A 25,265-nucleotide genomic window follows, 5' to 3' on the forward strand; every position below is an offset into this window, starting at 1 on the left:
CCCGGCTTCGGCCTCGCTCCGGCTCACGCGGGCTCACCCCGGCCGGTCGGCCGAGCCTCCTCGGCTCCCCGCTCGCCCTGCGCCCCGTGCATCGCGTTCAGCAGTGTCGACATGTCCACCACGCCGGCGTACGCGCCGTCCTGTCCCGTGACCGCGACGCGGCCCGCACCGTCGGCCAGCAGCGCCTCCAGCGCGTCCCGCAGCGTCATGTCCACCCCGATCCGGCTCCGCACGGGGGTGCCCGCCGCCAACGGCAGCGGGTCTCCGGCGGGTTGCGCACTCCGGGCGCGCGTCAGGTCCTCGCGTCGCAGCCAGGAGTGCGGGCGGCGCTCCCGGTCCAGTAGCAGCAGGTGGTCGGCGGCGGGGGAGCCCGCGTCCAGCAGGTGCAGGGCGGTCTCGAGCGGGTCGTCGACGGTGGCGGTCGGGACGTCGGCGAGCTCCACCTCCCGTACGCGCTTGAGGTGCAGCCGCTTCATCCCGGCTCCCGCGCCCACGAAACCGGCGACGAAGTCGTCCGCCGGACTGGCCAGGATCGCTTCCGGAGTGTCGAACTGGGCGATCTGCGACCGGTCGCGCAGCACCGCGATCCGGTCGCCGACCTTGATGGCCTCGTCGAAGTCGTGCGTGACGAAGACGATCGTCTTGCGCAACTCGCGCTGTAATCGGATGAGTTGGTCTTGCAGGCGCTCGCGGGTGATGGGGTCGACGGCCCCGAACGGCTCGTCCATCAGCAGCACGGGCGGGTCGGCCGCCAGCGCCCGCGCCACCCCGACCCGCTGCTGCTGGCCGCCGGAGAGCCGGCGCGGATAGCGGCCGCGGAACTCCCCGGGATCCAGCCCGACCAGTTCGAGCATCTCCTCGACCCGGTCCCGCACCTTCGCGCGGGACCAGCCTGCCATCTTCGGCACGAGTGCGATGTTCTCGGCGACGGTCATGTGCGGGAAGAGGCCCGTGGCCTGGATGGCGTAGCCGATGGTGCGGCGGAGCGCCACGGGGTTGATGCCGGTGACGTCCTCGCCGCCGATGGTGATCCGCCCCGAGGTCGGCTCGATCAGCCGGTTGATCATCTTGAGGGTGGTGCTCTTGCCGCAGCCCGAGGGCCCCACAAGGATCACGGTTTCGCCGGCCGCGACGTCCAGGGTCACGTCCTCCACGGCCGGGGCTTGGCTGTCCGGATAGCGCTTGGTGAGGTTGCCCAGCCGGATACTCGCGCCGGTGGCGGCCGGCCGGTCGGGCCCGGCGGATCCGCCGGGGCCTGCGGCGCCGGACGTCGGGGAGGTCGGTTCGACGATTTCGGCAGAGTCAGACACGGATCCCCCGTGAGATGGTGAGCCGTCCGATCAGCACGTACCCGGCGTCGAACAGCAGGGCCAGGACGACGATTCCGAGCGTCCCCGACAGTACTTCGTTGAGCGCGTTCGCACTGCCCAGGCTGGAGATCCCGCGGAAGATCTGGTTGCCGAGCCCGGGCCCCGAGGCGAAGGCCGCGATCGCCGCGATGCCCATCAGCATCTGGGTCGACACCCGGACACCGGTGAGGATCGGCGGCCAGGCGAGGGGCAGTTCGACCCTGAGCAGCTGGGCGAACCGTGACATCCCCATGCCCTTGGCGGCCTCGACGAGGGCCGGGTCGACTCCGCGCAACCCGACGACCGCGTTACGGACCACGGGCAGCAGTCCGTACAGCGTCAGCGCGATGACGGTCGGCGCGACGCCGAGGCCGACGACCGGGACGAGCAGGCCGAGGAGAGCCAGGGAGGGGATGGTCAGGATGCTTGCGGTCGTGGTGATCGCGAGGTTTCCCGCCCACTCGGTGCGGTAGGTGAGGACGCCGATCAGGACCCCGAGCACCGTGGCGACGACCATGCACTGGAAGACGGCGCTGGCGTGCTGACCGGCGTCCACCAGCAGCTGCTGGTAGCGGGTGCCCAGGTACTCCCAGAAGCTCACTTCTCGGTCCCTCCCTCAAGGCCGGTCCTCCAGCGGTCAGCGGTCCATACGGCGCCTGCCGCGACGCCTGGCGCACCAGTGGAGTGATCCGGAGCGGCCTCGGATCTCCATCGTGATCGCCGTCGGGGCCCGCACGATGCCATCGAATCCCACCATCCGGTCGATCACGCGCCGCAAGTCCGCATTCGAGCGTGCCACCAAACGGCACAGCCTGTCACCACCCCGCCGGCGGCGAGGAGTACCGCGTTCGGGCGGCAGTCCGGCGGAGCCGGGCTTCGGCAAGTGCCCCTCTCACGGGAGCACTCCCGGTCACACCGATCGCCCCTTCCCGCGCCAGGCAGAGCGATAGAACACGGGCGGGTGTGTTCGGCATGTTGCGCGGGACGGCGACGTTCCGCGGGCTCACGAAACAGGAGCTGAACGCGAGCCCCGGCGAGTACCAGGACCACCTCCAGGCGATCACCGAGCAGTGGTACCAGAACGGCATGGGGGACGCCGACAAGTGCCCCCGGCCACAAGAAGGACAGTGCGACCGTGGTGCGGGAAGTCGCCTCCAATCTCGCCAAGCAGTACGGCTGCGCTGCCTGACCGGGCAATCCACGGGCGGCCTCGCCGCGGCGGCGGGTCATCCTCGGCCAGACAGGGCCTGCACTCGGCCTCTGGCGCTTTGGGCGATCTGGACGGCGGAACCATCCGCGTCGAGGTCTGGAGCGCGCTGGGCAACGGCCCGTCCACCATCCAGGTGGGCTCGGGCTCCGTGCTCACCATCCTGAGCTGCTGATCGAACTGCCGTGCGGGTGTCGTGACCGGACAATGGAAGAGGAGTCACTGTGACGCGGCGCCGGCCTCGATCGGAAGGCGGCCACCATGACCAGCATCACCCAACGGATCACCACCCTCTTCCGGACCAAGGCGAACAAGGCACTGGACGAGGCGGAGGACCCGCGCGAGGTCCTGGACCACTCCTACGGGCAACAGGTGCAGATCCCGGAGGCGACCGAAGCCGCCGAGACCCGGCGGGAGGAGACGTCATGATCATGCGGATTCTCGGCGAGGGCCAGTACGACATCGCCGACGAGCACCTCGACCGGCTCAACCAGCTGGACTCCGCCCTGCAGGCGGCCGCCGACGCGGGAGACGAGACGGCCTTCGCGTCCGCCCTGTCGGCGCTGCTGGACGCCGCACGCACCCTCGGCACGCCGCTGCCGGACGAGCGGATCACACCGTCGGATCTGGTGCTGCCCGATGAGACGACCAGCCTCCCGCAGGTGCGCGAGCTGCTCTCCGACGAGGGTCTGATCCCGGGGTGACGGGGTGACGGAGTGATGGGGTGATGGCGATGCGCAGCCGTTTCGAGCCCGACCGGCAGCTGACCGCCCGCATGGCGGTCACCATGTTCCTGCTCGGCCTGCTCTACGTGGCGTTCGTCGCGGCACTGATCGTGCTGCTCAAGTCCGTCGTCCTGGTGGTCGTCATCGCCGCGGTCCTGCTGGGCGCGCAGTACTGGTACTCCGACCGGATCGCCCTGTACGCCATGCACGGCCGTCTCGTCACGCCCGAGGAGCAGCCCCGGCTGCACGGGGTCGTCGACCGGCTGTGCGCCGCCGCGGACATGCCCAAACCTCGGGTGGCCGTCTCAGACATGGACCTGCCCAACGCGTTCGCCACCGGCCGCAACGCCGACCAGTCCGTGGTCTGCGTGACCACCGGCCTGATGCGCCGCCTGGAGACCGAGGAACTCGAAGGCGTCCTCGCCCACGAGCTCTCCCACGTCGCTCACCGTGACGTGGCGGTGATCACCATCGCCTCGTTCCTGGGCGTCATCGCGGGTCTCGTCGTCCGCTTCGCCTTCTACTCCCAGCTGCTTGGCGGACGCAGCCAGCGGGACCAGAACACCGCCGTCGTCTTCCTGGCGGTGATCGGCGTCTCAGCCCTCGTCTACGCCCTCAGCTTCCTGCTCATCCGGGCCTTGTCCCGCTATCGCGAGCTGGCGGCCGACCGCGCGGCCGCCATGCTGACCGCCAAGCCGTCCGTCCTGGCCTCCGCGCTGACCAAGGTCAGCGGCGACATCGCCCGCATCCCCACGCGGGATCTGCGCACCGCCCAGGCGTTCAATGCGTTCTTCTTCACCCCCGCCCTCGGGCCCGGCACGGCCGTGGCGAACATGTTCTCCACCCACCCCACCCTGGAACGTCGGCTCGAGGCGCTCGCGGAGCTCTCCGCACAGCTCGGAGAGGCGGGCGGCGGGCCGGACGGGGTGTGACGGAAGGAGATCGAGCCCCATGGGTTTCTGGGACACCCTGTTCGGCCGGACCAAGCCGGCCAGGCCCGACCTGGACCAGCTCTTCGCCCTGCCCTCGGCGGCGATCACCCTCCAGGCCGCGACCGGGTTCACCCCGACCGGATCGGGCTCGGTCTGCTTCGCGGCCATCGAAGGCGGCGCCTTCGCCCAGGTCCATCAGGAGGTACGGGCCCTCCTGGACGCCGACTCCGAACGCGGCGGCGCACCGGTGGAGTCCAGCCGCGACACGTACGGCTACTCGTGGCTGATCTCCCGCCGCCCGCCGGGCGATCTGCCCGCCCTCGTGAGCGACCTCCACGCGGTCAACACCGCCCTGCAGGACAGCGGCTTCGGCCCACAACTCCTCTGTTCCCTGGTGGCCTTCCACGACGCGGGGCCGCGTCACCTCGCGCTGGTCTACCTCTACAAGCGCGGCACCTTCTACCCGTTCGCCCCGCTGCCGGGCAACAAGCGCGACAACCCGCTGGAACTCCAGGTCAAGGCCGTACTCAGGGACGACCTGCGCATCGAGCAGGACCTGACCCGCTGGTTCCCGCTCTGGGGCGCCCCGGGCCTGTGACAAGGGGCGACCGGCGTCGAGCCGTCGGCGTCATCGGCGGTATGCGGGTCCGGGCCGAAGCAGCACCGCCGGTCGACGATACGTGCGGCGGCAAGGGGACCGTCGGGTGAGTGCGGTGGTACTCGCCCCGACCACCGGGGCCGCATGTGCCGGGCCCTCGGGCCGTGACGGCGGGCCTTCTGTCCCCCTGGAGTCTGCCGAGTGGAGTTGGGCGAGGACGCCCTTCGGGCCTTCTCTGTGCGGATCGCCCGGGTCTTGCAGCACAGGTGCCCCGAGGCTCGCCGTGACTGGGTCGCGCAGCGTAACCAGAGCCACTGATGGTGACGGTGAGGCTGCCGCTGGACTTTGGTGCATCCGGCCCGGCTCCGAGCCCTTGGTCTGCCCCGGGCAATGCCCGCTGCTTGAAGCGAGCCCCAGGACGGGGCTGTGCGCGGGAGGGACAGTCAATGCGGCCTGTCACATCATCGGGCGGCGACTGCACCGCCGTGCTTGCCGTCTTCTTCGTCGAGCCGGTCAACGAGGATCACCGCCACATCGTCCGCCAGGGGGCCCTCGGTGTGGCGGATCAGTGCCTGGTGCAGTTCTTCCAGGAACTCCGACGGGGTGGTGCTTGCGGGTATCTCCTCCATGGCCTGTGTCAGGGCGAAGAAGTCGTTGTCGCGGTTGCGGGCCTCGATCACGCCGTCGGTGTACAGCAGCAGGCGGTCACCGGGTGAAAACGGATAGCTCTGGGGCTTGGCGGGAGGGCCGGTGAAGAGGTCTTCCAGGCCAAGAGGCGGCAGTGGCGAGGCGGGCATCAGGGTTTCGACCCTGCCCTGGTGCAGCATCAGCGGAGGCGGATGACCACGGTTGACCAGGTACACCACGTGTTCGTCCGGCACCTGGGCGAGGAGCGCGGTGGTGAATCCCTCCATCTGCACTTCCTGATTGTAGGTCCCCGGCACGGCGACCTCCCGTCGCAGCGCAGCCGAGCAGCGGTTCATGACCTCCACGAGGTCGTCCTCGTAGTGTGCGAACTCTCGAAACGCGCCCAGCGCCACCGCCACCGCGTGCACGGCGCCCAGCCCTTTGCCTCGGACGTCGCCCACCATCAGCCGTACGCCGTAGGGCGTACTCGCGGCCGCGTACAGGTCACCACCGATCTGTGCGCCCGTCCCAGCGGCGAGGCCCAGGCTGGCCGCCCGCACTTGGCCCAGGTACTCGGGGACGGGGCGCAGGATGACCATCTGCGCTGCCACCGCGATCCGGCGCACCTGGTCGAGTTCACCGTCCCTGCGTGTCTGGACGGTGCGGCTCGTGAGGAATCCGGCCACGGTCACCAGGGCCAGAGCCAAGAAGTTGGTATAGACCTGCAGGGTGCCCCAGGCCTGGTTGTAGGTGGCCGTGGTCACGCTGATCGCCAACGCGAGAGCCGCGGCCGAGAGGGTGCCCTTGGGGCCCATTGTCACCGCGGCCAGCGCAGGCGTCGCCACGAGAAAGGGGCCCGTATAGACGAAGTGTGCCGGCGTGAACTCCATGACCAGCACGGCCAGCGCGAGCGCGAACGGCACACACCGCGCCAGAGCGAACAGGATCTGGCCGTGACCGCCTGCCCCTGGTCGCAAAGGTGAGCGGAGGTGCAACCCCATGGGTACAGCCTCCCTCGCTGAAGCTGAGCATTCCACTTGACGCCCTTGTGCGCCGACGCCGCCGTCGGCCTCCAGGCCTCACATGAAACACGGCGCCTTGCTCCACGGACGCGGCGCTGCGGCACCCAGGCGCGTATGTCTCGACGTGCCAGGGCCGCGCGAATCCCGCCGGTGGAGGCGCCGGCGCCGCTGCCACGGCCCTTGATGAGCGGGGTGGTGCGGTGATGGCCGGGGAAGAGGCGGTGGTGACGCCCGTGGTGTGCGAGTAGGCGCACTGGTGACGGCAGATGAGCTACGCATCGGCCGTCCGTGCGGTCAGCGTCCGGGCCAGGGGTACCGGCGAGCGAGGACCGTCCACTCCTCATCCGCCCGTGCCGGGCACGGCCCGGCACGGGCATGAACAGGACGCCAGAAATCGGAGTTGGGCGTCGCCACGGGAGTTGCGCCGAACGACCGTCCGGGGACGCTCGCAAGCTCCCCGGACCTGATCGTTCCCGATGTGCCGGTGGCGGTTCTCGCCAGGGCTGCAGGGCCCGCAGTCGATCACGGGGAGGGGATCGGCACGGAGCCGGCCGGGGCGGGGTGGCGGGCGGGTGACGGGGTGCGGCTTCGGACCGGGAGTGGTGCCGTCATCCGGGCTGTCTGCTCCGGGCGTTCACTTCGGCGACGAGGGCGCTCAGCAGCTCGTCCTGGGTGAGGGGGCGGAGGTGGTCGGGCTCGGCGTCCCATGCGCGGCCCCCGGCGAGCGGGCGGACCTGGACGTACGGGCCCTCGTGGCCCATGACGCGTCCGACGCGGTCGTGTGCGCTGTCGTGGACGGCCACGCCGAGGGTGGGCGTCTCATCGGCGTCCTGTGTCACCCGGCGATCCCCTTCGTGATCACGTCCGCGAGCAGATGGGCGACGGGGGCCGAGCACACGCCGAGGTGGACGAGCGCGTACTGGGCGTCGGCCTTGCGGTCGTCGGCCCAGGGGGTGCGGATGTCCATCGCGGGGAGCTGGATGCCGGCCTGGGACAGGGCGGCGGCGAGGGCGTCGCGGGCTTCGATCGCTTCCTGGATCTTGGGGGTGTGGGGAGTGTGGGGGGTGCGAGCGGTGGGGTTCATGTGGGTCCTCGTCGGTGGGGTGGGCGGGGCGGTGCGGTTCCGCTGATTCCACGACCGGGTAGCGCCGGCTGAATTACGCTGTGTAGTCCGGTCGTTACGAGAATGCGTCCGGATGTGGGCGACCGGGTCGTGGACGGGGTGGTGCTTCCCCGTCGCACGGAGGTGGTTCCACACGTTCCACATCGGTCACACGCACGTCCCGGAGGGAGCAGCGGTATGCCGCAGCGACGCGTCGTCACCGGCCGCAGCCAGGAGCCCCGTCAGCGGTTCGCCGAGGAGCTGCGGACGTTACGGGCGGGGAGCGGGACGAGCCTGCGGGCGCTCGGCGAACGGCTCGGCTGGGACTGGTCGTTGTTCGGCAAGATGGAGAAGGGCGAGACGCTCGGCAGCCCTGAGGTCGTCCAGGCGCTGGACACGCACTACGGGACGCCGGGGCTGCTGCTGGCGCTGTGGGAGCTGGCCGCCGGGGACCATACGCAGTTCCGCGAGCGGTACCGGCGGTACATGGCGCTGGAGGCGGAGGCGGTGAGCCTGTGGCACTTCGCGGTGAGCGTGCTGCCGGGGTTGTTGCAGACATCGGGGTACGCGCGGGAGGTGCTGGCGGCGGGCGGGCTCAAGGGGAAGGAGCTTGAGCAGCAGGTCGAGGCGCGGATGGGGCGGCGGGAGCTGTTGGAGGGTGAGGATGCGCCGCCGTTCCGGACGATCCTGTCGGAGGCGGTGCTGCGGACGCCGTTGCGGGATGTGGGGGAATGGCGGGGGGCAGCTTGAGTATCTGGGGGAGGCGGCGGAGCGTCCCAATGTGACAGTCCATGTGCTTCTTCAGAGTGCCGGGCTGCACGGCCTCGTGAGCGCCGACATGTGGTATCTCCTTCTTCCGGAAGGCAGGACCGTGGCGTATACCGAGAATGGCTATCAGGGCGAACTCATCGAGGACTCCGGCCCTGTTGTGCGTTTGCAGAAGACGTACGATGCGGTGCGCGACCTGGCACTCACCCCAGCTGAGTCGCGCAAGTTCATCCTGCGGATGTTGGAGGAAGCAACGTGCGATCCATCGACCTGACTGCCGCGTCCTGGCGCAAGAGCAGCTACAGCAACCAGGACGGTGGGGCGTGCGTCGAGGTCTCTGACGACATCGCCGCGGCCGTCCCGGTACGAGACAGCAAGATTCCGCACGGCCCGGTCCTCGTGTTCCCGACCGTCGGCTGGACTTCCTTCGTTTCGGCCATCAGGGACGGGCAGTTGAGCGACTGAAACGCAAGGCAGCGGCCCCGCGATCTGTCCCGGTCGCGGAGCCGTTCTGTCCGCCGCCACCGCGCAGCAGTTGTACTCGGCGACGACGGCGCCTGTCCCTTCATGCGCTGGTGTGGGCCCGCACCAAGAGGGTGCCGAGCTTGTTCGGCTCGGGAGCATCGAGCACCAAGGCATGGATGTTGCTGAATCCATGACGCTTGAGCAGGTCGGTCCACGCTTCCGGGGTGTGCTGCCGGCGGAGCACCTGTCGATTGGTGATCCGACCGATGAGCTGACCGATGCCTGACCCCGCGGCCCGTCGAGTGCGCGTGCCACATAGGCTGCGCTCGTCGAGAGAGGGCTGGGGACAGGAGAGAGTGCAGGTCATGGCAACGGGGATACGGGGGCGGTGGCTGCCCAGCAGGCGGGTGCTCGGCATCGTGGCGGTGGTGCTCGCCGTCGTGGCAGGCGTCGGCTGGTCGGCCAAGCCGGTGTGGCAGCCCTGGTGGTACGCCGCGATGCTGTGCGGGGGAAACCTGTCGGGCGATGATCTCGCCGAACTGCTGCCGAACGAACGGCTGCAGGCCGCCAAGGACACCTTCGGTTCCGGGCAGGGCATGCTCAGATGCGGGGTGAACGAGAGCGACGGCCGGCACTTCGTCCTCAAGGTCGAGGCAGAGACCGACACGGGTGAGCCGCTGGGTCCGCTGGACATGGAGTTCACCATCCCGAGAGACCTCCACTACGCCTATCCCAGATCCGTGCCTGGTTTCTACGGCAGGTTCGGCCCGGTGATCATTCAGGAGTGTCCGAAGCTCGGCCACGACGCCGAGGGCCGCAAGCCACGCCTCGTCACCAACGTGTACACCCACGGGGTGGAGAGCGGCCCCTCGCCGCAGTCCCTGCGCACGGCCGTACGCATCGCCAACGGCGCCAACGCCGAGCTCGGCTGCGGGGCCGACCCGCTGCCGCTGCCGGGCCGCGTCGAACCCGTCCGGAAGCTGTCCCTGAGCCAGGCGGAGGGCACAATGTGCGGCTGGCTGGCCCTGGACACGCTGCCCAGGAGTCCGTCAGGCAAGGAGTGGCAGGTGGTCGCGCCCACGGACGAGAGGGCCCCGATCACCAGCTGCTCGCTGATCGACTCCGGGACGGGCGAGTCCGCCGTGAACTTCACGGGCTGGTACGGAGATTGGGCGGAGGAGCCCTTCGAGAGGCTGCTCTCGGCCAACGTACGGATCCCGAAGGGGCACAGCTCCAGCGACGCGTTGCTCGGCGAGAACTTCGGCCGGGCCAAGGCTCGATGTGGCGGGGAGTCCGCCAACTACCTCGCCAACAGCTACGCCCGGGACAGCTCCCGATCGGTGCTGCTGATGAGCGAGGTGCGGCACCTCCTCAACGAGTTCGCGGCGGACCAGGCCGAGCTCCGGGGCTGCACCGGCCTGGAGCTCCCCGGCCGCACCGTCCACCCGAACTGGCGCTGACGGCCCTCGATGAGCCTTTCGCATGCCTCCGGGCGCAGCGCGTCAGCCAGGGCTGCCCGGGCGGTGAAGCGGCCGACCGTGCGGCGGCCGAACTCGCCGAGACCGCGGCCGCCCTGCACCTTCCCGCCGACCCGGCGGGACTGGGCTCCGTACGCTGCGTGAAATAGGAGCGGCGGTCAGCTTGCCCGTCCGAGTCCCCGCAGGGCTCGTCGACGTGGTTGCCGCCGGAGAGGACGCCCAGGGCGGTCGAACCCCGGAATGTAGGTTTTGGCCATGACTGGTGACTGGCGGATGGATCGGATCGGGACGGCGCTGAGGGGCGAGAACCCGACCGTGCTGCGACGGTTGACGTCGGGGTTCGCGGCAATCGGGGATGTTCAGTTCCTGCCGGGCTACTCGGTTCTGCTCGTGGACGAACCGGATGTGCAGCGGCTGTCGGACCTGCCGAAGGCGAAGAGGCTGTCGTTCCTGTCTGACATGGACCAGCTCGGTGAGGCGGTCGAACGTGCCTGTCGGCGGCTGGACCCGGCTTTCCGACGGGTCAACCTGGAGATCCTGGGGAACACGGACCGGTTTTTGCATGCGCATGTCTGGCCGCGGTTCGACTGGGAGCCGGCCGATGTGGTGGGTGCTCCGGTGTGGCTCTATCCGCGTGAACGGTGGAGTGACGAGCAGTTCAGGCTCGGTCCGCAGCATGACGTGCTGCGAGATGCGATCAGCAGCGAACTGGACCAGCTGCGCTCCTGACCTGACCGTTGTGGGCCCGCCGACCGTCAGGTCGGCGGGCCCGGTCATCGGTGACGGTCAGCCGAAGTCGATCTGCCGGAGTCGGGGTTTCGCGGTGAAGATGCCCTCGCAGACCGGGCAGGTGCGGGCAGCCAGAGCGCGTCGGTGGGCGGCGCTCCTGCAACGGGGAGAGCGGTCCCCGGCCTACTCACGGCGGTTGTCTGCACCACGCGGCCAGATGGCGACGGCAATCAGAACGGCCGCCCACACGCCCAGCGGTGTCAGTGGCCAGTAGGACGTCAGTTCTCCCTTCTGTGCACAGCGGGCGCCCCAGATCCCGGACATGATCACTGCACCGCCGAGCCAGTAGCGCCACTCGGCCAGCCATTCCCTGAGGTCCTTGCGGTCCTGCTCCGCGCGGCTCGGCGCTGGTGCGGGCAGGTCGGACGTGAGCGCGGCGAGTTCATCGGCGGTACGCGCACGCAGGGCGCGTTGCGAACGGGTCTCATGCTCGTGCGGGTCGATTCGTCCCTCGGCCAGCGCCGCCGCCAGCGCAGCGAGCACGTCGTCGCGGTCATGGTCCGAGACACGCACAGCAGGTACGGCTCTTTCGTGTCGGTCGTCCATCGCTCTCCCCCTTCGGCGCTGTGCGCCTGAATCGATGAGCTTTAGGATACGATTGTATTCTAAAGGTGGGAGCGTGACTCATGCCAAGGACCGTCGACCGGGAGGAACAGCGCCGGCAGATCGGTGCGGCCCTGCTTCAACTGGTCGCGGAACGCGGGCTCGACGAGGTCAGCGTGCGTACCGTGGCCGCTGCCGCAGGCCGCTCTCCCGGCGCCGTGCAGAAGTACTTCCGCACCAAGGACGAGATGCTCACCTTCGCCGCCGAGCTGGCCGGCGAACGCATCGAGCGTCGGATGGCCGACGTGAACACCGCAGTGCCGCTGCGCCAGGCGTTGCTTGACCTGATCCTGGCCACGCTCCCCGTGGACGCCGAGCGACGCGCAGAGGCCACCGTGCAACTGGCCTTCGCCGTCCACGCGGCACACCACCCCCGCCTCGCCGTGATCCGGCGACAGGTCGACCAGGACATCCGCCAGGCGCTCACTGCCTGGCTGGAGTCGGCCGGACACCAGGCCCGCACCGTGGCCATCGCCGACGCCGTCATCGCACTGTCCGACGGTCTGGCACTGCGCATGCTGTACGCCCCGCAGGAATGCGAGCACCTGCTCACCGTCCTCGACCAGGCGCTCGAAACCCTGATCCCGCCTGATGTGCCCGCCTTGCGTGGAGTCGAGTTGCCGGAGTTCAGATGATCGAGGGGGTCGTCTTCAGCTCCAATTCGATGGGTGTGAGCATGCCGAGTGCAGAGTGCCTGCGGCGTCAGCTTGCTGACGGACCCTTTTCTGCTCGTTGAGATCGGGGATTTCTGCTCGTGGGCGGTTGATGGCCCGGCTGTCGCGTCGGGTGGGCGCCGGGTTCCACGGATCCGGCAGGACGCCACCGCCTGCGCCACTCCGTGCCCACTTCCGTGGCTGTCCTGCCCTGACCAGGTTGCAACAGCCGGCCCACGAGGCAGTGCCCGGCACCGTACGCGTACACGTGCTCGCCCAGGGCGAGACGCCTGGCACTGTGCGCCGTCCCCACGCTCAACGGCTGACGAGTGGTCGGACGTCCCGACTCACCGCGATCCCGGGCCCTTCGCACACCGGGTTCTTCCGCGGCCCGGTGACCCGGGCCGAGTCAGGAGTGGCAGCGGTCCGGTCGGGGGAGGAGGGGCAGGCGTCGTGTCAGGTCCGCACGTCGTTGTACGGTGCGCCAGTTGGTGTCGTATGAGAGGCGCACTACCGTCAGGCCGTGGCGAGCTGCGGATGGCTGTGCAGTTGTGAATTGCAGTGTGCGTTGAACACGAAGGGGGCCGCTTCCGTATGTATTTTGGGCGCAGCCTCCATCTGCCGATCAGCAACGACGCACAGGAGTTCCCGTGACACGTACCTCGCGAAGACGCTCGAGGAGCGGCGGCAGAGTATTCGCTGCCTCAATCGCGCTGATGCTGGGCGGAGGTGGACTGATCGCGGTCAACTCCTATGCTTCCGCCGGCGAGGGCTGGGGGCTCCGGTCCGACGGTCGCAACGAGCAGACGCAGACTTTCGGAGCCGAAGCTTCCACCATCAAGTGTCCCGAGGTCGCGAACGGGCTCCTCGAGGTGCCGGATGCGGCGAGGCCGGAGGTCGACCGCGAACTGGCCACGCTGGACAGCCAGATCACCGAGGCGTACGAGCGGTTCGTCGACCAGAAGGAACAGGTTGAGCGGGATCCGGAGTTCACCCGGAAGGCCATCCTCGAACCGCTGAAGAGCAAGCGCACGACGAGCATCGACCGCATTGCCACAGCCATCGGTAGTGTGGCCGGGGAGCGCCCGCAGGGGCTGGAGGCGATGGCCCCGTGCACCCTGCAGGTGGATGACGCGGACCGCACAGGCGGCGGAGAGGGCAACGGCCAGGACCAGGGCGACGGGCAGAACAACGGCGACGGCGAGGGTGGCCAGAACAACGGTAACGGTGCGGGAGACCAGGGCAGCGGCGGTCAGGCCGGCAATGGCCCCGAGGCGTCCGACTTCGTCGACATCGCCTCCGTCCAGCCGAATGTGCGCAGCCCTCGCGAACTCGGCGACGCCTCGCGCGGCACTTTCGCCACGGACTGCGGCCGGAACGAGAACGGCAAGTTCAACCCGGACAATGTGATCGTCGCCCCCGGTGTGAGCAACGGCGCGCACCACATGCACGACTACGTGGGCAACCAGGCGAACGACGCGTTCGCGAGCGACGACGATCTCGCCGGCGGCGCCACCACCTGCCGTAACCAGGGCGACAGGTCGACCTACTACTGGCCGGTCCTGCGACTGCAGAACGGACAGGACGAGAATGACGCCCAGGCCGACGGCGGCGGCAAGGACAAGAACGTCGGAAAGATCCTGACGCCGACCCAGGTCACACTGAAATTCGTGGGAAGTCCGGTCTCCAAGGTCACGGCGATGCCGCGATTTCTGCGGATCATCACCGGTGACGCCAAGGCTTTCGTCAACGGCAACGCGAACGCCAACGCGTCCTGGAGCTGCACCGGATTCGAGGACCGTCAGCTGAAGGACAAGTACCCGGTCTGCCCGCAGGGCAGCAAGGTCGTCCGGACGTTCAAGTTCCAGAGCTGCTGGGACGGCCAGAACACCGACAGCGCCAATCACCGCACCCATGTCGCCTTCGCGGACGAGAACGGCAGATGCCAGAACGGTTTCCGGACCATTCCGCAGCTGGTGCAGCGCATCGTCTACGACGTTCCGCCCCCCGTCTTCGACAAGGACAACCGGTCCGCGTTCGCGGTCGACTCCTTCCCGGAGCAGCTGCACAAGCCGGTCACCGACCACGGCGATTTCATCAACGTCTTCGACGACAGTCTTATGCGGGAGCTGGTGGACTGCATCAACGACGGCCGTGAGTGCGGGCCCGACGGCCCCGCGGAACCCAGCGAACCTGCGAACCCCATCGAAACCGGTGACGGTGAGGATCCCGCTGAGCCCGCTGAGCCCGCTGAGCCCGCTGAGCCCGCTGAGCCCGGGAACCCCGCGGATCCGGGCGATCCGACTGAGCCTGGCGAGACCCGAACCCCTGGGAACCCCGGGCAGCCCGCCGAGCCCAGTGACCCCGTTGAGCCCGGCAAACCGGCGGACCCGTCGACGGGCAACCGAGGGCCCGCGGGTGGCGGTGGGGATGCTGGAACAACCGGCGGGCAGGCCAAGCCGGATGCCACGGGTGACGTGCAGGAGCCGGGGGATTCGACCGGCTCGGATCCCGGCACAACTGGCGGTCAGGCCAAGCCGGACGCGGCGGACGATGCTCAGCAGCCCGGGGTGCTCACCGGGTCGGCCAAGCCCACTCCCGGTACGCAGGCCACACCGCAGACCGGTGAGAACGCCCCGGCGCCCGGCGCCGGCGGCGAGTCGCCGGCCGGCAGCGGAACCCAGGCCGGCAGCGGAACCCAGGCCGGCAGCGAGACCCAAGCCGGCAGCCAACCGCAGGGCGGTGGCGGCGGACTCGCCGCCACCGGCGCTCAGCTGTGGCCTTCCGCGGCCGGAGCAATGCTGCTGATCGTGGGAATCGTGCTTCTGCGCACCAGCAACCGACGTGGGACCGCCGGACGTTGAGGACGCCAACGGTGTGACCCGGCCCTGGCCGCACCCGGAGTCTCGCGGGTCCGTCCAGGGCTCACGGCGTCGGGGCCCCGCCCGTCATCGCGGCTCACCTTTTTCGGCGTGAAGTATCGGTGGGCCCGTGCGGCGACCAGGGCCCCGGCGAGCCCACCGCCGGAGTGGATGCCGAGCATCGTTCCGACGGCGCCGGGAGTGACACCGTGAACCGCCCCGTGTCGGGTGGAGGCCTCGATTCCGTGTAAGGATTGAGTCATGGCACGACCTTCCCGTTACCCGCTTGAGCTGCGCCGTCGCGCGGTGCGTAAGGTCGCCGATGCGCAGTCGAGGTAGCGCTTGCCGTCCTCGTTGTAGAGGTAGACGCCCTCACCGCGGTCCATCTTGCGGTCGCTGACGGGGTAATAGATGTGGTCGGTAACATCTTTGGTATCCATCGGTCCCTCTCACACGGGTCACGCAAAACGTCGAGATATGGACGGAAAATAACGCACGTCACGTCCAAGGGAATAGAAAGGAATGCGGCTTGATGCCGGATGGGAGCGGTCCGGATTTTCTCACCCGGTGCACTGGGGAGTTTCTCGGTGCCGCCTGCTCACTCATACGAAAACATTCGAACCGGCCCTGACAAGAGGGATCTTGGGGCAATGAATCTAGTTTGGCCGACGCTCGCGGAGCGTCTCGGCGCCGTCCGCGGCAGACAGGAATGGCTAACCGAAAAAGGCCAGAGCGGCGGCCGAGGATGCCCGGGAATCGGCGACGGCCGCCGAGGCTCGGGCCACGGGCGCGCCGGCGACCCCGAGCGAGGCCACCGCCCGTGCGGTACGCCGCTCCGCCTCAGCCGCCGTCAGACCGGGCCATCCCACGCCGTGCAGTCCGGAAGCCGCCAGCAGGGCCCCTGCGGCGACCGCCGGGAGCCGTTCGCCCGCCGGCTCCCGCACCGCGTCCCGCACCTGCGTCAGCGCCAGGTCCGGGGCAGCGCGGCTCGGGCGCAGGGCTGACCCCGGGTGCAGCCGGGCCAGTGCCCAGGGGCCCAGGCGCTCCACCCAGTCGGCCGGGTCCCGTTGCCGGGCTGAGCGGCCGAGCTGCGCCAGCGCATCGTCCAGCGCCGGATCACCTGTGCCGCCCGATCCTGTCAATTGGACCCGGTCCGCGTACAGTTCCAGCCGGCCGGCCAGCGCGCCCTGGAGCAGGAGCGCTCCCGCCAGACCGCGCCCCGTCTCGATCTCCCGGCGCGGTGGCGGGAAACAGCCCTGCGTGGCGGCGCAGAGCGCGAAGAGCAACGGTGTCGCCGTCACTGCGACGCAGCCTCCAGCGTGGTAAGCAGTGCGGCCTCCAGTTCGGCGGGGGAGGTGAACACGTGCCCCTGGAGACCCAGTTCCTGCGCGGCCCGGACATTCTCGGCCCGGTCGTCGACGAACAGGATCTCCTCAGGGGGCAGTCCCAGTTCCCTGACGCACCACTGGTAGGCGGCCGGTTCGGGCTTGGCGCTGCCGATCCGGCAGGAGAAGCCGACCACCGAGAAGTGCTCCAGCCAGGGCTGGCTGGTTTCGTACCGGACGGCCAGTTCCTCGGGGATGTTGGAGAGCAGACCGCAGGTGATTCCGCGGCCGGCGAGGGTGCCGAGCAGGTCGACGCTGCGCGGGTCGACCTCACTCCAGCTGGCGAGGTCGGCGGCGATCAGGTCGTCAGTCAGGCGCGCGTCGAACGGGATTCCCAGCGCGGCACAGACTCCCTTCCAGTACGCGGGACCGGTCACGTCGCCGCGGTCGTAGGGGGCGCGCTGGGACCAGTACGCCTCCCAGAACCGGTCCCGTTCACCGCCTGCCGTGCGTTCCAGCACGGCTTGGGACTCGGGTGACTGGACGCGCGCTATGACGCCGAACATGTCGAAGAGAACGGCTTTCATGCCTCAGGTTCCTTGGGTTGCGACGGCGTTCGTCCGCTCCGCTTCGCGTGGGCGGGAGAGACCGTCGGGATCGGGTGCGTTCTTGCGCAGCCACAGGCTCAGCACCGCGCAGGCCACGGCGAGCCCGAACAGCACCAGCGGCACCGCCTTGACGTCCATTGTGTCGATCACCCCGCCGAGCAGCGGCGGGAAGGCCACGCCGCCGATCATCGAGGCGGCGATCACATAGGCGCCGGCGGCGGCCACGCTGGGCACGGCGCGGTTCAGCCAGGGCAGACAGGTCGGGAAGATGGGCGCGATCATCAGGCCGACGCCGAGGTAGGCGTAGGGGGCGAGCGCCGGAACGGTCGCCAGGAGCAGGAAGCCCGCCATGCCGGCGCAGCAGACGATCAGGATCGCCGGTGCGGAGAAGCGCAGGCTGAGCGGGGCGGCGATGAACCGGCCGATCGTCATCGCGGCCCAGTACGCCGACGTCGCCGTCGCGGCGGTGGCGGCGCCGTAGCCCACCGCTTCGAGATGGGTGGGCTCCCAGCCGCCGACCCCGGTCTCGATGGCCACGTGCAGCACGTAGATGCCGATGAACACGGCGATGATCGGAAGGACCCGGGCCCCGCCGGCCGAAGCGCCTTCCACCGCGGCCGGCTCGGGCTCCTTGGCGGCCACCCCGCCCAGCGTGAAAAGGATCAGCACGCAGAGCACGCCGATGCCGATGAAGATCGCCGGGTAGTTCGCCGCTCCGAGCCAGCCGATCAGGGCCGGGCCGGCGATGGCGCCGACACCGAAGTGGCCGTTGAGCAGGTTGAGCATGGCGGTGCTGCGGCGGCCGAAGCCGATGGCGAAGAGCTGGTTCAGGCCGTAGTCGATGCCGCCGAAGCCCAAACCGATGACGAAAGTGCCGATCAGGGCGAGGCTCCAGCTCGGGGAGAACGCGAAGCCGGCCGCGCCGGCCGCCATGAGCACGTAGGAGCCGCCGAGCAGCACGCGGTTGCTCAGACGGCCCCGCAGTACGTGGTAGATCAGCACACCCAGGAGTGCGCCGATGAAGTGTGCGCTGAGGCTCAGCCCGGCCACGGCCGGGCTGAGGCCGTACTCGTCACGCAGCGCCGGGATCGCCGGACCGTAGAGCGCCTGCAGGGCTCCGATCACCACGAACGCCACGCACGAGGCGATGATCGCGACGGTGGTGAGGAGCGGCCTTCCCGCGTCCGGCAGGTCGGCCTTACTGGTTGCGGGCATCGCTCTCCTCGTCGTTTCATCCTTGACTATTGAACGAACATGACCGACGTGCGAAACATGCTTCGGATTCACGCAGCGAGACCGAACACTACTCACTGAAGTTGTTCGTATCAACAGTTCTGATGTGCGTATGCTCGCGAGGGCACTCTTCTGTGCTAAAGCAGACACATGAACGTGATGGAGAGGCACGAGTTCGTCGTGGCGCTGCTCATGAAGGAGAACCGCGCGACCGTGGCCGAGCTGGCCCGGGCCACCGGGGCGTCGGAGATGACCATCCGCCGGGACCTGGAGGTCCTGGAGTCCCGGGGCGCGCTGCGGCGGGTGCGGGGAGGTGCGCTGAGCAACCTCCCCGGTGGCGTCGAGCCCCCGTACGCCATTCGTGCCATGTCGGAGGCGCAGGCCAAGGAGCGGCTTGCCCGCACGGTGGTCGAGCTGCTGACCGACGGCGAGACGGTCGCTCTGGACACCGGCACGACGGCCGTCGCCATCGCCAAGGCCATGACCGGCCGTCAGTTGACGGTCACCCCGCTCTCCCTGCACGCCGCCTTCGCTCTCTCCGGGCACTCCGGCATCCAGCTGCTGATGCCGGGCGGGCAGGTGCGGCCCGAGGAGCTTTCCTTCTACGGCCACACCCCTGTCCAGACGTTCAAGGACCTGTGCTTCGACACGTTCATCCTGGGCTGCTGTGGCGTCGACCCGGTCCAGGGCGCCACTGCCTACAACCTGGACGACGTACAGGTGAAGCGTGCCGCCGTGAAGGCGGCGCAGCGGGTGATCCTCGTCGCGACCGCCGACAAGCTCGGTCGCGCGGCGCTCGGTCGTATCTGCTCGATGGGGCAGATCGCCCTCATCGTCACGGACGCCCCCGACGACTCCTCGGTGGTGCAGGAGTTGCGGGACCAGGGGGTGGAGGTGGTACGCCCGGCGGAGTAGTGAGGCGGAGGACGAAGGGCCCGGCCGACGGTGGTGGCTGTCTCACGTCTGTCCGTCCTTTCCGCCGCGCGAAACCCGGCCTCTCGCCGGCGGGTTGCCGGTGTCACGCGTGCCCTCAGAAGATCAGAGTCAGGACTCTACGGATCTGAATCACGTTCGGCAATGCCGAACTATAGGTGACGTCACGGTGGAGGGGCGGGGGCACTCCGGCCGTTCTTTGCTGTTGAGTGTTCATCAACTCGCTGGCCAGGCATGGTGGTTCATGTGACATCGTTCCAGGTGGCCCCGCTGAGGAAGGCGCTTGACGGGGTCGGGGTCGTTGAGCTTTGCTCTCCGCAGGCCTTCGGCAATGCCGTATCTCGTTCGGGTCCCGAGGCTGCGCGAGACCACTCTCCGGTGCAACAGCCCCTTGGTACCAGGTCGGAGGGCCCGGTGAATGTCTCCCCAGCCCCACTGCTCCAGGCCCGCCGCGCATCGTCGGCAAGGCCGATCCCGGCCCGTAGCGGCCGACGCGGCAGCCCGGCCGTCGGCGCCCGATTATCACCTCAAGCACAGATCGGATCAGCATGACCGTTCATTCAGTCGACCATGTTGAGTTCTTCGTAGGGGACGCCCACCAGGCGGCCCATTACTACTGCGGTACCTACGGGTTCCGCGTGGTGGCCGAGGCGGGCCCGAACACCGGCCTCGCCGGGGCCCGTTCACTGGTCCTCGCACACGGCGGCGTACGCCTGGTGCTGACGTCCGCCCTGCACGCCGACCACGCCGCCGCACGGTTCGTGTGCCGGCACGGCGACGGCGTGCGTGACGTGGCCCTGCGTTCCACCGACGCCGCCGGGGACTTCGACCGCGCGGTGGCCGCCGGGGCGGAGGCCGTCGCGAAGCCGGAGACGTTCGAGGACGCCGACGGCCGCGTCGTCCGCGCCACCATCGCCGCCACCAACGATCTGGTCCACACCCTCGTGCAGCGCGACGGATCGACGGAGACCTTCCTGCCGGGGCGCTACCTGCCGTCGGCCGCCGTCGGCGCTCCGGGACCCGAGCTGCTCCGGTCGGTGGACCACCTGGCCCTGTGCCTGCGCCCCGGCTCGCTGGACACCATGGTCGACTTCTACCGGCGGACCCTGGGCCTGAGTCACACCTACGACGAGTACATCGTCGTAGGAGGTCAGGCCATGACCTCCAAGGTCGTGCAGGACGAGACCCGAGGCGTCACCTTCACCATGGTGGAACCGGCCCCCGCCGGCGCCCGCGGGCAGCTCGACGACTTCCTTGACGGCTTCGACGGCCCCGGCGTGCAGCACGTGGCGTACGGCACCGACGACATCGCCCGCGCGGCGCGCGAACTGCGATCCTCCGGAGCGGAGTTGCTCCCCACACCGGCCGGTTACTACGCTGCGCTGGCCGAGCGGGGCATAGAGGTGCACATCGAACCCGCCGTACTGCAGGAACTGGGCCTGCTGGCCGACCGGGACGAATGGGGCCAGCTGGTCCAGGTCTTCACCCGCTCTCCCTACGCACGCAAGACGGTGTTCTTCGAGCTGATCCAGCGTCTGGAGGCCCGTACCTTCGGAAGCGGCAACATCAAGGCGCTCTACGAGGCCGTGGAGCGCGAGCGTGCCGATCAGCCGCAGGCGGCGGCGCCGTTCGGCGCGATGGCGAAGGCCGGCGGATGACCGCTCCCCCCGCCGCCCGGCCCGCCCCCCTCGACGGCGTGGATCCGACCACGCTCATGTCCTGGCAGGACTACGCTGCGACCGCCCGAGCCCGGCTCGACCGGCCGGTGTGGGACTACATCGCCGGCGGCAGCGGTGACGAAGTGTCCCTGCGCGGCGACCGTGCGGCCTATGGCCAATATCGGTTACGTCCGCGCGCCCTCGTCGACGTCTCCCGCTGCGAACTGGGAACCACGCTCCTCGGCAGCCCCGTGGCGTTCCCCGTGGGCATCGCGCCCATGGCCTACCACCGCCTGGTGCACCCGGAGGGCGAGACCGCCACCGTACGAGCGGCGGGCGCGGTGGGCGCACTCACCGTCGCCAGCACCTTCGCGAGCACCACCCTGGAGGAGATGGCCGCGGCCGCGACCGGCCCGCTGTGGCTGCAGCTCTACATGCTGCGCCGCAGGGAAGCCACCGAGTCGCTCGTGCATCGGGCGGAAGCCGCCGGCTACCGGGCCCTCGTCATCACGGCCGACACCCCGCGGATGGCGCGCAGGGAGCGGGACCTGCGCAACGGCTTCAGCCTGCCGCCGCACATCAGGCCGGTCAATCTCGACGACGAACACGCCGCCGGGCTGCACGACGGCCACCGTGCCCGCTCCACCCTGGTCGAGCACGCCGCCCGCCACCATGACGCCGCCTTCACCTGGCAGGACCTGGCGCGGTTGCGCACCCTCACCCGCCTGCCCCTGGTGCTCAAGGGGGTGCTCACCGCCGAGGACGCGCGACGAGCAGCCGACCTGGGAGTCGACGGACTGATCGTGTCGACGCACGGGGGCCGCCAACTCGACGGCGTCGTCGCCGCTTTGGACGCTCTCCCCGAAGTCGCCGCGGCCGTACCGGAACACTGCGAAATCCTCGTGGACGGCGGCATCCGCCGCGGCACGGATGTCCTGAAAGCGCTGGCCCTGGGAGCCCGCGCGGTGCTGGTCGGCCGGCCCGTCCTGTGGGGCCTCGCCGTCGACGGCGAGGCGGGCGTCGCCCACGTCCTCGCCACCCTCCACGCGGAACTGGAAGAAGCGATGGCGCTCACCGGCCGGCCCCGCCTCGACACGATCAACGAAGACCTTCTCCACCGCTACGCCGCTCACCACCACCACACGAACGACAGGGACATGGCATGACGAAGCACGACACACGCTTCTCGCTGACCGCCGCCGAGCAGGAGCTCCTGCCGTCCGAGGACGAGGTGAACTTCTACCAGGAACACGGCTGGTACCTGTCGAAGAAGCTGCTGACCGACGAGGAGGTCGACCTTCTCGACTCCGCGAGCGACCGCTTCTACGCCGGGCACCGGGACCGCCCCCTGCCGACCCGCCCCCCGCGCCTGGCCTACTGGGAGCCCAGCCAGGGCGATGTGCACCGTCACAACGACTACATCTTCTACGAGGACGACACCATCCGCAGCATCCTGACCAAGCCGCTCATCGCGGCGGTCGCGGCGCGCATTGCGCAGACCAGCCAGATACGCCTGTGGAACAGCACCCTCATCCACAAGCCGCCGCGCGCGGACGACGCCCGCAACATCGTGCCCTGGCACTTCGACCGTCACTACTGGCAGACCTGCTCCTCCGACGAGATGCTGACCGCCTTCATCCCCTTCCACGACTGTGACGAGGAGATGGGCACCATCACGATGGTCGACGGCAGCCACCGCTGGAAGGAGATCGGCGGAGACGACACCACCACCCGTCACTTCGCCGAGCGCGACCGGTCGGAGCTGGAGGAAGTGCTCGCGGAGAACGCCGCCCACAACGCGGCCGAGGTCCGCAAGGTCCCCGTCAACATTCCCAAGGGACACATCAGCTTCCACCACTGCCGCACCTATCACGGCAGCGGGTACAACGTCAGCGACCGGCCGCGCCGCGCCATATCCCTGCACCTCCAGGACCGCAGCAACCAGTGGCGGCCCTTCGACCTCTCCAACGGTGACCGCGTGGTCTACAACAACGACGTGCTCGTCCGCAGCGATGAACACGGCAACCCCGACTACACCGACCCGGACTTCTGCCCCGTCCTGTGGGAGACCCCCGTTGACTGACGGCTCCCGGCCCCACGTCCTGGCCGCCCACGACCTCCACAGTTCCCTCGGCGACCCGCTGATGGAGGTGATGAACTTCCTCAACGAGGTCACCACCCGCCACCCGGACGCGATTTCCTTCGGCCCCGGCCGCCCGTACGAGGGCCTGTTCGAGGTCGAGCGGATCGGCGACTACCTCGACGCCTACAAGCGGCACCTCTCCGAGGACCTGGGCCGCACCCCTGACGAGGTCAGGACCCTCCTTTTCCAGTACGGCCGCACCAACGGCCAGATCCACGAACTGGTGTCCCGCACCCTGCGCAACGACGAGGGCATCGAGGCGGACCCCCAGTCGCTCGTGGTCACCGTGGGATGCCAGGAGGGCATGTTCCTCACGCTGCGCGCGCTGTTCGCCGAGCCCACGGACGTCCTCCTCGTCTCCTCGCCCTGTTACGTCGGGATCACCGGCGCGGCCCGGCTGCTGGACATCGAGACGGTGCATGTGCCCGAGGGCGAACACGGCGTCGACCAGGAAGCCCTGCGGCGGACGGTCGCCGGCCTCCGCGCGGCCGGGAAGCGGCCACGCGCGCTCTATGTGGTGCCGGACTTCTCCAACCCCACGGGCACCCGCATGCCCCTGCCCGCGCGGCACCGGCTGCTCGACCTGGCCGACCAAGAGGACCTCCTCCTCCTGGAGGACAACCCGTACGGCTTCTTCACCCGCACCGGCACCTGGAGTCCCACGCTCAAGGCGCTGGACGTCCGGCGGCGAGTGGTCTACCTGGGCTCGTTCGCCAAGACGTGCTTCCCTGGGGCCCGAGTCGGTTACGTCGTCGCCGACCAGCTCGTTGAGTCCACGGACGGCGGCCGTACGCTCCTCGCGGACGAACTGTCGAAGATCAAGGGCATGGTGACGGTCAACACACCGGCGCTGAGCCAGGCGGTCATCGGGGGCATGCTCCTGACGCACGACTTCAGGCTGCGGGAGGCCAACAAGCCGGCCGCCGACTTCTACGCCGCCAACCTCGCGCTCCTGCTGGACAGCCTGGAGCGTCTGCTGCCGCCGGGACGGAGCGAAGCCGCCGGGATTCACTGGAACTCTCCCGAGGGCGGGTTCTTCCTCACCCTCACCCTCCCCGTTCCCGCGGACAACGCGCTCCTCGAAGTGTCCGCCCGCGAGCACGGTGTGATCTGGACCCCCATGAGCTACTTCTATCCGGACGGTGGCGGCCGGCATCAGATGCGGCTCTCCCTCAGCTACCTTTCGCCGGAACAAGTCGCCGAGGGAGCCCGCCGCTTGGTGGACCTGCTGGAACGGAGTTGCCTGTGAACGCCGTCCTCTACGTCGTGACCGTACTGATCTGGGGTTCTACCTGGCTGGCCATCAAGGGCCAGCTGGGAGATGTGCACCCCACGGCGTCCATCGCCTACCGGTTCGCCCTGGCCGCTGTGATATTGCTGGTGTGGGCCCGCCTGCGCGGACTGCCGCTGCGCTACCCGGCGCGCGTGCACGGACAGTTCGCACTCATGGGCGGGCTGATGTTCTCCACGAACTTCCTGTGCTTCTACGTCGCCGAACACCACCTCACCACCGGTCTCGTCTCGATCATCTTCGCCATGTCGCTGGTGGTGAACATCGCCTTCGCCCGCATCTTCTTCCGGCGCACGATCACAGCGAAAACACTCGTCGGAGGAGCGGTGGGGCTGCTGGGCATCGCCACGGTCTTCTGGCCGGAATTCCAGACGTTCAGCTTCTCCTCCGGGGCTGGCCGGGGCATCGTGCTCTCGGCCATCGGCACTCTGGTGTTCTGCCTGGGCAACGTCGTTTCCGGCAAGACCCAGGCCGCGGGCATACCCGTCATCCAGGGCACCGGTTACGCCATGGGTTACGGGGCGCTGCTCATGGCGCCCTTCGCGGCGTTCCTCGGCGACGGCACACTGTTCGAACTCACCCTGGAATACACCGGCTCGCTCCTCTACCTCGTCGTCTTCGGCTCCGTGATCGGCTTCGGGGCCTATCTCACCCTGCTCGGCCGGATCGGCGGTGAGCGCGCCGCCTACGCGATGGTGCTCTTCCCGATCGTGGCGCTCCTGCTGTCCACGCTGTTCGAAGACTTCCACTGGACGGTACGGGACCTGGCGGGCGTCGTCCTGATCCTTGTCGGCAACCTCGTCATGCTGACCAGCCCGGCACTGCTCCGGCGCCTGACCGGCGACCGCTTCCCCGCGGCGGAGCCGACGGCGCCCGCCCCGGCCGACCGGTAGCC

Annotated in this window: 25 protein-coding genes and 2 pseudogenes; 16 read left to right on the forward strand and 11 right to left on the reverse strand. The window is 69.2% G+C overall.

What is annotated here, in order from left to right; translation table 11 throughout:
• Positions 1-23: 23 nt before the first annotated feature.
• The 3 genes and pseudogenes from ACZ4SA_RS21875 to ACZ4SA_RS21885 all read right to left on the reverse strand — a co-directional run.
• Positions 24-1,310 carry an ABC transporter ATP-binding protein gene (locus ACZ4SA_RS21875; protein ID WP_468276993.1) on the reverse strand — a complete coding sequence of 429 codons (1,287 nt, stop codon included), beginning with the start codon at positions 1,308-1,310 and terminating at the stop codon, positions 24-26.
• The gene (locus ACZ4SA_RS21880; protein ID WP_468276996.1) at positions 1,303-1,950 is read right to left on the reverse strand and encodes an ABC transporter permease; all 648 of its coding nucleotides are present in this window, start codon (positions 1,948-1,950) and stop codon (positions 1,303-1,305) included. Before ACZ4SA_RS21880 ends, ACZ4SA_RS21875 begins: the two co-directional genes overlap by 8 nt.
• Positions 1,951-2,008: 58 nt before the next feature.
• Positions 2,009-2,169: pseudogene (locus tag ACZ4SA_RS21885) on the reverse strand (Lrp/AsnC family transcriptional regulator); the annotation flags it as partial.
• 648 nt (positions 2,170-2,817) lie between these two features.
• Between ACZ4SA_RS21885 and ACZ4SA_RS21890 the strand changes: the two are divergent.
• Genes ACZ4SA_RS21890 through pspAB form a run of 4 tightly spaced genes read left to right on the forward strand, consistent with a single transcriptional unit; the run spans position 2,818 to position 4,811 of the window.
• Positions 2,818-2,985, forward strand: coding sequence for a hypothetical protein (locus ACZ4SA_RS21890; protein WP_468276999.1), 168 nt, complete (start codon positions 2,818-2,820; stop codon positions 2,983-2,985).
• A complete protein-coding gene (gene pspAA, locus ACZ4SA_RS21895) occupies positions 2,982-3,260 on the forward strand; it encodes a PspA-associated protein PspAA (RefSeq protein WP_468277002.1) in 279 nt (92 codons plus the stop codon). The genes ACZ4SA_RS21890 and pspAA overlap by 4 nt, the downstream gene beginning before the upstream one ends.
• A 29-nt stretch (positions 3,261-3,289) precedes the next feature.
• Positions 3,290-4,213 carry a zinc metalloprotease HtpX gene (gene htpX / locus ACZ4SA_RS21900; RefSeq protein WP_468277112.1) on the forward strand — a complete coding sequence of 308 codons (924 nt, stop codon included), beginning with the start codon at positions 3,290-3,292 and terminating at the stop codon, positions 4,211-4,213.
• 19 nt (positions 4,214-4,232) lie between these two features.
• Positions 4,233-4,811 carry a PspA-associated protein PspAB gene (gene pspAB / locus ACZ4SA_RS21905; protein WP_468277005.1) on the forward strand — a complete coding sequence of 193 codons (579 nt, stop codon included), beginning with the start codon at positions 4,233-4,235 and terminating at the stop codon, positions 4,809-4,811.
• Positions 4,812-5,272: 461 nt separating this feature from the next.
• Here pspAB and ACZ4SA_RS21910 read toward each other — a convergent pair whose 3' ends face one another.
• From ACZ4SA_RS21910 to ACZ4SA_RS21920, 3 genes are all read right to left on the reverse strand, one after another.
• Positions 5,273-6,439, reverse strand: coding sequence for a PP2C family protein-serine/threonine phosphatase (locus ACZ4SA_RS21910; protein ID WP_468277008.1), 1,167 nt, complete (start codon positions 6,437-6,439; stop codon positions 5,273-5,275).
• 629 nt (positions 6,440-7,068) lie between these two features.
• Positions 7,069-7,299, reverse strand: coding sequence for a hypothetical protein (locus ACZ4SA_RS21915; protein WP_468277010.1), 231 nt, complete (start codon positions 7,297-7,299; stop codon positions 7,069-7,071).
• Positions 7,296-7,544 (reverse strand): hypothetical protein, encoded by a 249-nt coding sequence (locus tag ACZ4SA_RS21920; protein WP_468277012.1) that lies wholly within the window; start codon positions 7,542-7,544, stop codon positions 7,296-7,298. The genes ACZ4SA_RS21915 and ACZ4SA_RS21920 overlap by 4 nt, the downstream gene beginning before the upstream one ends.
• 216 nt (positions 7,545-7,760) lie before the next feature.
• Between ACZ4SA_RS21920 and ACZ4SA_RS21925 the strand changes: the two are divergent.
• From ACZ4SA_RS21925 to ACZ4SA_RS21940, 4 genes and pseudogenes are all read left to right on the forward strand, one after another.
• A pseudogene (locus ACZ4SA_RS21925) lies at positions 7,761-8,604 on the forward strand (helix-turn-helix domain-containing protein).
• Positions 8,586-8,795, forward strand: a complete 210-nt coding sequence (locus ACZ4SA_RS21930; protein WP_468277015.1) for a DUF397 domain-containing protein — start codon at positions 8,586-8,588, stop codon at positions 8,793-8,795. Before ACZ4SA_RS21925 ends, ACZ4SA_RS21930 begins: the two are co-directional and overlap by 19 nt.
• A 365-nt stretch (positions 8,796-9,160) precedes the next feature.
• Positions 9,161-10,255 (forward strand): hypothetical protein, encoded by a 1,095-nt coding sequence (locus ACZ4SA_RS21935; RefSeq protein ID WP_468277017.1) that lies wholly within the window; start codon positions 9,161-9,163, stop codon positions 10,253-10,255.
• Positions 10,256-10,528: 273 nt separating this feature from the next.
• Positions 10,529-11,002: a diadenosine tetraphosphate hydrolase gene (locus ACZ4SA_RS21940; RefSeq protein WP_468277018.1), complete on the forward strand. Its 474-nt coding sequence runs from the start codon at positions 10,529-10,531 to the stop codon at positions 11,000-11,002.
• A gap of 183 nt (positions 11,003-11,185) precedes the next feature.
• On the opposite strand, the gene ACZ4SA_RS21945 is transcribed toward ACZ4SA_RS21940, so the two are convergent.
• A complete protein-coding gene (locus tag ACZ4SA_RS21945) occupies positions 11,186-11,608 on the reverse strand; it encodes a DUF1707 SHOCT-like domain-containing protein (protein WP_468277021.1) in 423 nt (140 codons plus the stop codon).
• An 80-nt stretch (positions 11,609-11,688) separates the two neighbouring features.
• Between ACZ4SA_RS21945 and ACZ4SA_RS21950 the strand changes: the two genes are divergently transcribed.
• On the forward strand, positions 11,689-12,300 hold the full coding sequence (locus ACZ4SA_RS21950; protein WP_468277023.1) for a TetR/AcrR family transcriptional regulator: 612 nt from the start codon (positions 11,689-11,691) through the stop codon (positions 12,298-12,300).
• Positions 12,301-13,034: 734 nt separating this feature from the next.
• The gene (locus ACZ4SA_RS21955) at positions 13,035-15,182 is read left to right on the forward strand and encodes a DUF1996 domain-containing protein (protein ID WP_468277026.1); all 2,148 of its coding nucleotides are present in this window, start codon (positions 13,035-13,037) and stop codon (positions 15,180-15,182) included.
• Between the two features lie 275 nt (positions 15,183-15,457).
• Here ACZ4SA_RS21955 and ACZ4SA_RS21960 read toward each other — a convergent pair whose 3' ends face one another.
• The 4 genes from ACZ4SA_RS21960 to ACZ4SA_RS21975 all read right to left on the reverse strand — a co-directional run bounded on the left by ACZ4SA_RS21960 (position 15,458) and on the right by ACZ4SA_RS21975 (position 18,327).
• Positions 15,458-15,619: a hypothetical protein gene (locus ACZ4SA_RS21960; RefSeq protein WP_468277028.1), complete on the reverse strand. Its 162-nt coding sequence runs from the start codon at positions 15,617-15,619 to the stop codon at positions 15,458-15,460.
• Positions 15,620-15,892: 273 nt separating this feature from the next.
• Entirely contained in the window at positions 15,893-16,480 is a 588-nt protein-coding gene (locus tag ACZ4SA_RS21965; RefSeq protein ID WP_468277031.1) for a GPP34 family phosphoprotein, read from the reverse strand.
• Positions 16,477-17,091 (reverse strand): HAD family hydrolase, encoded by a 615-nt coding sequence (locus tag ACZ4SA_RS21970; protein ID WP_468277033.1) that lies wholly within the window; start codon positions 17,089-17,091, stop codon positions 16,477-16,479. Before ACZ4SA_RS21970 ends, ACZ4SA_RS21965 begins: the two co-directional genes overlap by 4 nt.
• Positions 17,092-17,094: 3 nt before the next feature.
• Complete coding sequence (locus ACZ4SA_RS21975; protein ID WP_468277036.1) at positions 17,095-18,327, reverse strand: MFS transporter; 1,233 nt, start codon at positions 18,325-18,327, stop codon at positions 17,095-17,097.
• 168 nt (positions 18,328-18,495) lie between these two features.
• Here ACZ4SA_RS21975 and ACZ4SA_RS21980 point away from each other — a divergent pair, with 168 nt between their 5' ends.
• From ACZ4SA_RS21980 to ACZ4SA_RS22005, 6 genes are all read left to right on the forward strand, one after another.
• Positions 18,496-19,260, forward strand: a complete 765-nt coding sequence (locus tag ACZ4SA_RS21980) for a DeoR/GlpR family DNA-binding transcription regulator (RefSeq protein ID WP_468277038.1) — start codon at positions 18,496-18,498, stop codon at positions 19,258-19,260.
• Positions 19,261-19,826: 566 nt separating this feature from the next.
• A complete protein-coding gene (gene hppD / locus ACZ4SA_RS21985; RefSeq protein WP_468277040.1) occupies positions 19,827-20,936 on the forward strand; it encodes a 4-hydroxyphenylpyruvate dioxygenase in 1,110 nt (369 codons plus the stop codon).
• Positions 20,933-22,102: an alpha-hydroxy acid oxidase gene (locus tag ACZ4SA_RS21990; RefSeq protein WP_468277041.1), complete on the forward strand. Its 1,170-nt coding sequence runs from the start codon at positions 20,933-20,935 to the stop codon at positions 22,100-22,102. Before hppD ends, ACZ4SA_RS21990 begins: the two co-directional genes overlap by 4 nt.
• Positions 22,099-23,019 (forward strand): phytanoyl-CoA dioxygenase family protein, encoded by a 921-nt coding sequence (locus ACZ4SA_RS21995; RefSeq protein WP_468277042.1) that lies wholly within the window; start codon positions 22,099-22,101, stop codon positions 23,017-23,019. The genes ACZ4SA_RS21990 and ACZ4SA_RS21995 overlap by 4 nt, the downstream gene beginning before the upstream one ends.
• Before the next feature lie 61 nt (positions 23,020-23,080).
• On the forward strand, positions 23,081-24,328 hold the full coding sequence (locus ACZ4SA_RS22000; protein WP_468277114.1) for an aminotransferase-like domain-containing protein: 1,248 nt from the start codon (positions 23,081-23,083) through the stop codon (positions 24,326-24,328).
• Entirely contained in the window at positions 24,325-25,263 is a 939-nt protein-coding gene (locus tag ACZ4SA_RS22005) for a DMT family transporter (protein WP_468277044.1), read from the forward strand. The genes ACZ4SA_RS22000 and ACZ4SA_RS22005 overlap by 4 nt, the downstream gene beginning before the upstream one ends.
• Positions 25,264-25,265: the final 2 nt, after the last annotated feature.

The organism is Streptomyces sp. NPDC027962 (genome assembly GCF_055566095.1).